The 9,721-nt window shown below is 72.0% G+C and carries 10 protein-coding genes and 1 pseudogene; 5 read left to right on the top strand and 6 right to left on the bottom strand.

What is annotated here, in order from left to right; genetic code table 11:
- Positions 1-115 precede the first annotated feature (115 nt).
- Entirely contained in the window at positions 116-301 is a 186-nt protein-coding gene (locus tag P1P70_RS33920) for a hypothetical protein (protein WP_319244665.1), read from the top strand.
- Positions 302-328: 27 nt separating this feature from the next.
- Here P1P70_RS33920 and rocD read toward each other — a convergent pair whose 3' ends face one another.
- The 3 genes from rocD to P1P70_RS33905 form a co-directional block, all read right to left on the bottom strand.
- Positions 329-1,555, bottom strand: coding sequence for an ornithine--oxo-acid transaminase (rocD, locus tag P1P70_RS33915; protein ID WP_319244663.1), 1,227 nt, complete (start codon positions 1,553-1,555; stop codon positions 329-331).
- The gene (gene ddaH, locus P1P70_RS33910; protein WP_319244661.1) at positions 1,552-2,382 is read right to left on the bottom strand and encodes a dimethylargininase; all 831 of its coding nucleotides are present in this window, start codon (positions 2,380-2,382) and stop codon (positions 1,552-1,554) included. Before ddaH ends, rocD begins: the two co-directional genes overlap by 4 nt.
- A gap of 122 nt (positions 2,383-2,504) precedes the next feature.
- A complete protein-coding gene (locus P1P70_RS33905) occupies positions 2,505-2,996 on the bottom strand; it encodes an Lrp/AsnC family transcriptional regulator (RefSeq protein WP_319244660.1) in 492 nt (163 codons plus the stop codon).
- A gap of 102 nt (positions 2,997-3,098) precedes the next feature.
- On the opposite strand from P1P70_RS33905, the gene P1P70_RS33900 reads away from it, so the two are divergent.
- The 4 genes from P1P70_RS33900 (at position 3,099) to P1P70_RS33885 (ending at position 7,340) form a co-directional block, all read left to right on the top strand.
- Positions 3,099-3,866, top strand: a complete 768-nt coding sequence (locus P1P70_RS33900; RefSeq protein ID WP_319244658.1) for a LytTR family DNA-binding domain-containing protein — start codon at positions 3,099-3,101, stop codon at positions 3,864-3,866.
- Between the two features lie 9 nt (positions 3,867-3,875).
- Positions 3,876-4,259: a hypothetical protein gene (locus P1P70_RS33895; RefSeq protein WP_319244657.1), complete on the top strand. Its 384-nt coding sequence runs from the start codon at positions 3,876-3,878 to the stop codon at positions 4,257-4,259.
- Positions 4,260-4,271: 12 nt separating this feature from the next.
- Positions 4,272-6,017, top strand: coding sequence for a cation acetate symporter (locus P1P70_RS33890; protein ID WP_319244655.1), 1,746 nt, complete (start codon positions 4,272-4,274; stop codon positions 6,015-6,017).
- Positions 6,018-6,119: 102 nt separating this feature from the next.
- On the top strand, positions 6,120-7,340 hold the full coding sequence (locus tag P1P70_RS33885) for a sensor histidine kinase (RefSeq protein WP_319244667.1): 1,221 nt from the start codon (positions 6,120-6,122) through the stop codon (positions 7,338-7,340).
- A gap of 44 nt (positions 7,341-7,384) precedes the next feature.
- Here P1P70_RS33885 and P1P70_RS33880 read toward each other — a convergent pair whose 3' ends face one another.
- The 3 genes and pseudogenes from P1P70_RS33880 to P1P70_RS33870 form a co-directional block, all read right to left on the bottom strand.
- The gene (locus tag P1P70_RS33880) at positions 7,385-7,540 is read right to left on the bottom strand and encodes a hypothetical protein (RefSeq protein WP_215451331.1); all 156 of its coding nucleotides are present in this window, start codon (positions 7,538-7,540) and stop codon (positions 7,385-7,387) included.
- Between the two features lie 22 nt (positions 7,541-7,562).
- Positions 7,563-9,509, bottom strand: coding sequence for a serine/threonine-protein kinase (locus tag P1P70_RS33875; RefSeq protein ID WP_319244653.1), 1,947 nt, complete (start codon positions 9,507-9,509; stop codon positions 7,563-7,565).
- Between the two features lie 16 nt (positions 9,510-9,525).
- Positions 9,526-9,721, bottom strand: a pseudogene (locus P1P70_RS33870) (hypothetical protein); the annotation flags it as partial.

Raw genomic sequence — 9,721 nt, 5'->3', positions numbered from 1 at the left:
CCGTCGACATCCGCCCCGGCCCCCCGCTCGGCATCGGCCTCGGGACTCCCGCCTACCCGCTCACCACGCTGTCCCTGACCCCGGAGACACTCCTCGCCCTTACACCGACGGCCTGGTGGAGGACCCCGGCACCGACATCGGCCGGACCATCGCCGACCTCGCCCACCACCTCGGCGCCTCCGGCGACCTCCCGCTGCACCAACTCGTCGACGACCTCGTCCACCACACCCACCGCACGGGCCGGCACACCGACGACATCGCCCTGCTGCTGCTCAGGCCCCACCGCACCGCCGAGCCGTGACCGGACCCGGCGGTGCGGCGGCCCGCCTCAGGAACGCTCGCCCAGAACCTCCCCCAACGTCCCCAGCGCCGACCGGAGTTCCGTCTCCGTGATCGTCAGGGGCGGAGCCAGCCGGATGGTCGAGCCATGGGTGTCCTTGACCAGGATGCCGCGCTCCATGAGCCGGTGGCTGATCTCGCGGCCCGTGCCGATCGCGGGGTCGACGTCGACGCCCGCCCACAGTCCGCGCGCCCGGAAGCCGACCACGCCCCGGCCGACCAGTTCCGTGAGCCCCTCCCGCAGTACCCCGCCCAGTTCGGCGGCCCGGAGCTGGAACTCCCCGGTGCGCAGCAGCTCGACCACCGCCGAGCCGACCGCCGCGGCGAGCGGGTTGCCGCCGAACGTCGAGCCGTGCTCGCCGGGCCGCAGGACCGACAGCACCTCACGGCGGGCCACCACCGCCGACACCGGCACGATGCCGCCGCCGAGCGCCTTGCCGAGCAGGACGGCGTCGGGCAGGACGTCCTCGTGTTCCACGGCGAGCGTTCGGCCGGTGCGGCCGAGGCCCGACTGGATCTCGTCCGCGATGAACAGGCATCCCGTGCGCCGGGTCAGCTCGCGGACCCCGCGCAGATAGCCGTCGTCCGGGATGAGGACGCCCGCCTCGCCCTGGATGGGCTCGATGAGCACCGCGGCCGTCGTCTCGTCGACCGCCGCCTCCAGCGCCGCGAGATCGTTGTACGGGACCACCCGGAAGCCGGGCGTGAACGGGCCGAAGCCGTCCCGGGCCACCGGGTCCGTGGAGAAGCTGACGATCGTCGTGGTCCGGCCGTGGAAGTTGCCGTCGGCCACCACGATGGTCGCCCGGTCGGCGGGGACGCCCTTCACCTCGTACGCCCACTTGCGGGCCACCTTGATCGCGCTCTCCACGGCCTCGGCGCCCGTGTTCATCGGCAGCACCATGTCCAGGCCGGTCAGCTCGGCCAGCGACTCGGCGAACCCGGCGAGCCGGTCGTTGTGGAAGGCCCGCGAGGTGAGGGTGAGGGTGTCGAGCTGGCGGTGCGCGGCCTCGATCAGCGCCGGGTGGCGGTGGCCGAAGTTGAGGGCGGAGTAACCGGCCAGCATGTCCAGGTAGCGGCGGCCCTCGACGTCCTCGACCCAGGTGCCCTCGGCACGGGCGACGACCACGGGCAGCGGGTGGTAGTTGTGTGCGACGACGGGTTCCTCGTCGCGGATCAGGTCGGCCGACGAACGTGCGCGGACGGGAGCGGTCATGAGCGGATCTCCTGAGTGACGCACTTGATGCCGCCGCCGGCCTTCTGGAACTCCGACAGGTCGACGGGGACGGGAACGTAGCCCTGCCGGTCCAGCTGGTCGGCGAGTTCCTTGGCGCGGGGCGAGATGAAGACGTGGCGGCCGTCGGACACCGAGTTCAGGCCGAAGGCCATGGCGTCCTCGCGGGTGGCGATCACCGCGTCCGGGTACAGGCGGGCGAGGACCGCACGGCTGCCGGGGGAGAAGGCCTCCGGGTAGTACGCGATGTTGCCCGCCGAGCCGTCGGAGCCGTCGTCCAGGACGAACAGCGCCGTGTCCAGATGGTAGAACCGCGGGTCCACCAGCTGGAGGCTGATCACGGGCACGCCGAAGAACTCCTGCGCCTGGCGATGCGCCTCACGCGTGGTGCGGAAACCGGTCCCGGCGAGCAGATAGCGACCGGTCGGCACCAGATCGCCCTCTCCCTCGCACACCGACTCGGACCGCAGCACCTCGTACCCGGCGCTCTTGAACCAGGCGTCGTACGCGGTGGACTCGGCGCGCCGCTCGGGCGCGTGGAACAGCGAGCCGAGGACACGGCCGCCGAGGACGAGCGCGCAGTTGGCCGCGAAGACCATGTCCGGCAGCGCCGCCACCGGCTCCACGCTGTCCACGGTGTGACCATGGGTCCGGTAGGCGCGGATCAGCTCCTGCCACTGATCCTGGGCGAGATCGACGTCCACGGGGACGTCCGGATGCATCCAGGGATTGATCGAGTACTGCACGGCGAAGTGTCTGGGTTCGCAGACGAGAAAGCGCCGAAGGCGCGGCACACGGCTGTCGGGCACAGAGGGTTTCTCCGCTTCCTGACGGTGTCGACGGGGATGACACCACGGTAGGAATCGGGCCAGGCGCACGACAAGGAACGAACGTTGCGTGTTCGCGCAGTAATGCTGCGTGTTGAACCCGCTCAGCGCACGTTCGCTGCGTCCTGGGTCGCCGCGGCCTCCGGAGCCTCCGGCAGCAGGTGCGACAGCACCATGTAGCTGATCGTCTTCCGGATGAACGGCTCGGTGCGGATCCGCTCCAGCACCTCCTCGAAATGCTCCACGTCGACCGCCCGCACGTGCAGCAGCGCGTCCGCGCCCCCGGTCACCGTCATCGCCGCCGTGATCTCCGGATGGTTGCGCACCACCTCCGCGAGCCGCCGGGGCGGCGCCGCGCCCTCGCAGTACACCTCCACGTACGCCTCCGTGCGCCAGCCGAGCGCCGCCGGCTGCACGGTGGCCGTGAACCCGGTGATCACGTCGGTCTCCCGCAACCGGTCCACCCGCCGCTTGACCGCGGTGGCCGAAAGACCGATGTCCGAACCGATCTCGGCGAAGCTGGTCCTCGCGTTCGCCATCAACGCCGTGATGATCTTGCGGTCGAGCTCGTCGAACGCCGCGGACTTGCTGTTCATGAGGGCACTGTAGCCAGCGGGAGCCGTCCGTGACCCCCGGCACGGAGGCCTCCGCCGCGCGCCCGTGTGCATGAGTACGAATTACTCCTACACTCCACCTTCATGCTGCGCGCGCTCGCCGTCGATGACGAGAAACCCTCCCTGGAGGAGCTGCTGTACCTGCTGAACGCGGATCCACGGGTCGGCAGCGCCGAGGGCGCCAACGACGCCACCGAGGCACTGCGGCGGATCAACCGCGCCCTGGAGTCCGGCCCCGACGGGCCCGAGGCGATCGACGTCGTCTTCCTCGACATCCAGATGGCCGGCCTCGACGGCCTCGACCTCGCCCGCCTCCTCACCGGCTTCGCCCGGCCCCCGCTGGTCGTCTTCGTCACCGCGCACGAGGGCTTCGCCGTCCAGGCCTTCGACCTCAAGGCCGTCGACTACGTCCTCAAACCCGTACGCCGGGAACGCCTCGCCGAGGCGATCCGCCGGGCGGCCCAGCTCCGCGAGGCGACCACGGCCCCCGCCCCGCCGATCCCCGTCCACGAACCCGACCCCGACCAGATACCCGTCGAACTCGGCGGGGTGACCCGCTTCGTCGCCGTCGACGACATCACCCACGTCGAGGCCCAGGGCGACTACGCCCGACTGCACACCCCGCAGGGCAGCCACCTCGTCCGCATCCCTCTCTCGACCCTTGAGGAGCGCTGGCGCGCACGCGGGTTCGTCCGCATCCACCGCCGCCATCTCGTCGCCCTGCGGCACGTCGGCGAACTCCGCCTGGACGCGGGCACGGTCAGCGTCCTCGTCGGCGCCGTGGAACTCCAGGTCAGCCGCCGCCACGCCCGAGAGCTGCGCGACCTGCTGATGCGCCGGACGACGGGCTGAGGAGCCGCCATGCCGAACGACCCCACCGAACGTCCCACCGAACGCCGCGCCGATCGCCGTGTCGTCGTCACGGGGGTGCCCCGCCGCACCCCCCGCCCGTCCGGCCACCAGCGCCCGCGCACCGAGATCGACGAACAGACCACCCTCGGCCACACCTATGTCCGCTCCCTCATGCGCAGCCAACTCCGCGCCGCCCTCGCCGTGTTCGCGGTCCTGGTCCTGCTGGTCGCCCCGCTGCCCCTGGTCTTCGCCGCGGTGCCGGACGGCGCCGGCCTGGAATGGGCCCTCCTCGGCTTCGGCGTCTACCCCCCGCTGGTCCTCCTCGCCCGCCGGCACGTACGCCGCGCCGAACGCAACGAACAGGACCTCGTCCGCCTCGTCGAGGACCGCTGAGGCACCGGAACCATGAACGAGAACTACGCCGTCCCCGCGGTCGCCCTCGTCGTCGTGGCGACCGTCCTCGTCGGCGCCTTCGGCCTGCGCATATCCCGCACCACCTCCGACTTCTACGTCGCCTCCCGCACCGTCGGCCCCCGCCTCAACGCGGCCGCGATCAGTGGCGAGTACCTCTCCGCCGCCTCCTTCCTCGGCATCGCCGGCCTCGTCCTCGTCCAGGGCCCCGACATGCTCTGGTACCCGGTCGGCTACACCGCCGGCTACCTCGTCCTCCTGCTGTTCGTCGCCGCCCCGCTGCGCCGCTCCGGCGCCTACACCCTCCCCGACTTCGCCGAGGCCCGGCTTGCCTCCAAGACCGTACGACGGCTCGCGGGGGCCTTCGTCGTCGGCGTCGGCTGGCTCTACCTCCTGCCCCAACTCCAGGGCGCCGGACTGACGTTGAACGTGCTCACCGACGCCCCCGAGTGGCTCGGCGGCGTCATCGTCGCCGTCGTCGTCTCCGCCACGGTCGCCGCCGGCGGCATGCGCAGCATCACCTTCGTCCAGGCCTTCCAGTACTGGCTCAAGCTCACCGCCCTCCTCGTCCCCGCCCTCTTCCTCGTCCTCGCCTGGCAGGGCGACGGCGCCCCGCGCCACGCCTTCGACGAGCCCGCGACCTTCCGCGAACAGCGCGTCGTCCGCGTCGACGAGACCCTCGACCTGAAACTCGGCAGCCCCCTCACCGTCACGGCCACCGGCACCATCGACGGCCGCCACTACGACGACCGGCGCGTGGACCTGCCCACCGGCACCCACCGCATCGACCGGGGTGCCCGCCTGACCTTCACCGAGGGCGACACCGTCCCCGTCGCCGACCGCGGCACCAACGGCGGCATGTCCACCTCGCTCGCCGCCGGCCGCGAGGAACGCCCCCTGTACGCCACCTACGGGCTGATCCTCGCCACCTTCCTCGGCACCATGGGCCTGCCCCACGTCGTCGTCCGCTTCTACACCAGCCCGGACGGGGTCGCCGCCCGCCGCACCACGGTCGTCGTCCTCGGCATGATCGGCGCCTTCTACCTCCTCCCCCCGATCTACGGGGCATTCAGCCGGATCTACGCCCCCGACCTCACCCTCACCGGTGACGCCGACGCGGCCGTCCTGCTGCTCCCCGACCGCATGATCGGCGGCCTCGGCGGCGACCTGCTCGGCGCGCTGGTCGCGGGCGGCGCCTTCGCCGCGTTCCTGTCCACCGCCTCCGGACTGACCATGGCGGTCGCCGGCGTGCTCACCCAGGACGTGCTGCCCGCCCGGGGCGTACGGCACTTCCGGCTCGGCACGGTCCTCGCCATGGCGGTGCCGCTCGCCGCGAGCGTCCTGGTCGGCGGTCTGCCCGTCGCCGACGCCGTCGGCCTCGCCTTCGCCGTCTCGGCGTCCTCGTTCTGCCCGCTGCTCGTCCTCGGCATCTGGTGGCGGCGCCTCACCCCGCCGGGCGCCGCCGCGGGCATGCTCGTCGGCGGCGGCGCGGCCCTCCTCGCGGTCGCCGCGACCATGGCCGGATACCCCGGCACCGGCACCCTGCACGCCCTGCTGGCCTGGCCCGCCCTCTGGTCCGTACCGCTCGGCTTCCTCACGATGGTCCTGGTGTCCCTGGCCACCCCCGGCAAGGTCCCGCCCGAGACACCGGCGATCCTGGCCCGCTTCCACCTCCCGGAGGAACTCGTCGGCGGCCGGACCCGCGCGGCGACCAAGGAGATCGAACTGTGGCGGCGGTGAGGACCGGGCCGACCGAACCGGGGCCGGGTGCGGACCGGCGGAAGGGAACCCACGAGCGGTGAGCGGTGTACCACATGCAGGAGGTGAGCGATGAGCGGTGAAGTGACCGGGTTTTTGGCCGGGTTCTGCGTGGCCCTGCTCCCGCTGCTCGCGGCCGGCTTCTGGCTCGGCCGCCGTACGGCACACCCGCGCAACAGCCTCGGCGGGCTCGGCACACCCGTCGAGCACGCCACCTTCCAGACCCTGCACACCGCCACCCTCGCCGCGCCCCCGCTGCGCGCCGGCCTCACGGAGGAGACGGCCCGAAGATCGGCCAAGCGGCTGCGCACCCTGCTCGGCACGGACGCGCTCTGCCTCACCGACCACGAGTCCGTCCTCGCCTGGGAGGGCGTCGCGGAGCACCACCGCGCCGAGATCATGGGACGCCTGGCGGGCCCGTTGGAGACCGGCCGGGGCGAAGCCTTCCGGCTGACCTGCGACATCATCGACTGCCCGGTGCGCTGGGCGGTGGTCGCCCCTCTCACGGTCGACGACCGTGTCCACGGGGCGCTCGTCGCCTGCGCGCCCCGCGAGTCCGCCGTGCTCGTCCGGGCGGCCGGCGAGGTCGCCCGCTGGGTCTCCGTCCAGCTCGAACTGGCCGATCTCGACCAGTCCCGCACCCGCCTGATCGAGGCCGAGATCAAGGCCCTGCGCGCCCAGATCTCCCCGCACTTCATCTTCAACTCACTCGCGGTGATCGCCTCGTTCGTCCGCACCGACCCCGAGCGCGCCCGTGAACTGCTGCTGGAGTTCGCCGACTTCACCCGCTACTCGTTCCGCAGCCACGGCGACTTCACCACCCTCGCCGACGAACTCCACGCCATCGACCACTACCTGGCGCTGGTCCGGGCCCGCTTCGGCGACCGGCTCTCGGTCACGCTCCAGATAGCCCCCGAGGTCCTGCCGGTCACCCTGCCCTTCCTCTGCCTCCAGCCCCTCGTGGAGAACGCGGTGAAGCACGGCCTCGAAGGCAGATCCGTGACCGCGGCGGGCAAGAGCCACATCAGCATCACCGCACAGGACGCCGGCGCCGAGGCGCTCGTCGTCATCGAGGACGACGGCGTCGGCATGGAACCCGACGTGCTCCGCCGTATCCTCGCCGGCGAGACCAGCCCCTCCGGCGGCATCGGCCTCAGCAATGTCGACGAGCGGCTCCGCCAGGTGTACGGCGACGACCACGGCCTGGTCATCGAGACCGCGGTGGGCGCGGGCATGAAGATCACCGCCCGGCTGCCGAAATACCAGCCGGGCGTACACCCGGACGGGGGAATACCCCGGACCTGAGGATCACCGTGGGTGAGTTCTGTGGTGAGTCCTCAGGGTGGGGCTCAGCTGCGCGCCGCCACCATGCCCAGCGTCAGCAGGCCCAGGACGACCCAGCCGAACCACAGCCAGCCGTTGCTGCCGAGGGCCACCGAGTAGGCAGTCACCATGACCAGCCCACCGACGGTGAGCACCCCCATGGCCTTCGTCGAACCGGGCATCGCAACACCCCTTCTCAGGTCCTCAGGCTTCTTCTCCCTCCATGGTGCCCCCACTGGCGGAAATGACAGTGCAGACGACGAAATGTGCCCCCTTTTTCCAGCCGTCCTCGCTGATCCAGAAACCGGAACCGGTCCGGCCGGGTTCATAGCCGTACTGCTGCGGCGGCAGATTCCTCTCGCAGGCGGAGAGGGCCTGCTTCTGAGCCTTGGCGTAGGTGGTACCGGGAGGCATCTCGTGGAACCCGAGCACCTTCTCCCGATGGCGGTCCTGGCAGGACACCAGACGGATCTTGTTCTCGGAGACGCGGTCGAAGCAGTCCTGCTTCTGCAGGGTGGCGACGTCGACGAGCACCGTCTCACCCTCCGTCCGGTACTCACCGATCGGCCCGTACACCGGCCTGCGCTCGCCGACCAGCAGACAGGCGACCCGATGCCCGGCGGCGTCGAAGCCGTCGTCGGTCGGCACCACGGCGTGGGAGCGGACGTCCACGAGCCTCTCCCGGGCCTCCACCGTGAGCTGCTCGCACCGGGCCGCTCCGCCCGCGCGGGCGTCCTCGGCGGACGACACCTCGTAGGAGGCCATCACCTGTCCGTCCATCGCGGGCCCCGCGCACCCGGGCACGATCCGCAGCCCGGCCGCGTCCGTGAACGGGGTGTCGGTCCAGGTGACGTCGACGCAGTCGCCGTCCCTCAGCGGCTCGGTCAGCCCCACGGTCCTGCCGTACGGCAGGACCGCGCTCCCGGTGCCTCCGCCGCCGAGACCGTCCGTCAGCTCCTTCACGGTGCCCATGGCGTACCAGGTGCCGCCGACGACAAGGGCGAGACCGAGGGTGGTGGCCGCGCCCGCGAGCAGGGCCCGGCTGCGGTGCCGGCGGTGATGTCCACCGGCGCCTGCCGCTCGGTGCTCCGCCGGGGACCAGCCGTTCTCACGGGCCGGTGTTTCCCCTGCTGCCGGGGCGCCGTCTCCGCCCCAGGGCGCGTACCGAGGTGTCTCGTGCGCGGTCGGCTGGACCAGGGAGTGTTCGTGGTCCGCCGTGTGTGTGGGTGCGCTCGCCCACTGTGGCTGCGAGCCGACGTCGGGCCCGGTGCGCGGGTGGGCGTGGGGCGTGACGATCGCGGAGAGCGCCGCCTCGGTCTCGGCGGCGGAGATCCGGCGAAGGGGGTCCTTGGTGAGCATGCCCGCCAGCACCGGTTCCAGCGCGCCCGCTCGCAGCATGGGACGCGGTTCCTCCAGGACGAGGGCGGTGAGCACCGCGATCTCCGTGTCGCGGTCGAAGGGCCCGTACCCCTCGACGGCGTGGTAGAGCGTGCAGCCCAGCGAGAACAGGTCGGAGGCGGCGGTGGGCGGTCCGCCCTGGGCCCGCTCGGGTGCCAGATATCCGGCGGTCCCGACCAGGACGTGGGTCCGGGTGTACCGGGTCTCCTGGGTGTCGGGCTGGACGGAGATGCCGTAGTCGGTGAGGAGGACGCGCGCGTACGGCGTTCCGGTGCGGTCCGGGGCGAGCAGGATGTTGGCCGGCTTGACGTCCCGGTGCATGATGCCGCGTTCGTGCCCGGCGGTCAGCGCGTCCAGCACGGCTAGCCCGATCCGGGCGCACTCGACGGGTGCGAGGGCGCCTCGCTGGGCGACCAACGCCTTCAGATCCATGGCGCCCGGCACGTACTCCATGACGATCCACGGCAGCTCGTCGTGTTCCAGGACGTCGTGCACGGTGACCACGTTCGGGTGGGCGCGCAGCCCGGCGGCGTGCCGGGCCTCCGCGCGGGCGCGGGCGACCCGGGCGGTGCGTTCCCGCTCGGCCTCGCCCGGGTGGCGGAACACGATCTCCTTGAGCGCCACCTCGCAGTCCAGCTGCCGGTCGTGGGCGAGCCAGACATGGCCCATGCCGCCGCTGCCCAGCTGGTTCAGCAGGAGATAGCGGTCGGCGATGACCCGGCCGACTCCCGAATGCGGTGCTCCTGACTGCATCGGTCACTCCCAGGGTTCAGATCCACATGAACCGGGCCGGTTCCTGGACGGGTTCGCCCGGTGCCCCCGCATCGCTCGCGTTCCCCGGACTCTCCGGGACGTCGGACGGTGGATCACCGGTCGGCCCGGGAGCTCCCGTCGGGATGTCGGTGGGCGGGACGCTCTCCTCCGGCGGGGTCGGATCGGGGTCGGGAGTGGTGGGCGGCCTGGTC

The sequence above is a fragment of the Streptomyces sp. MB09-02B genome, assembly GCF_033794485.1.
Lineage (GTDB): Bacteria > Actinomycetota > Actinomycetes > Streptomycetales > Streptomycetaceae > Streptomyces.
This window is presented reverse-complemented; position numbering and strand designations above follow the sequence as displayed.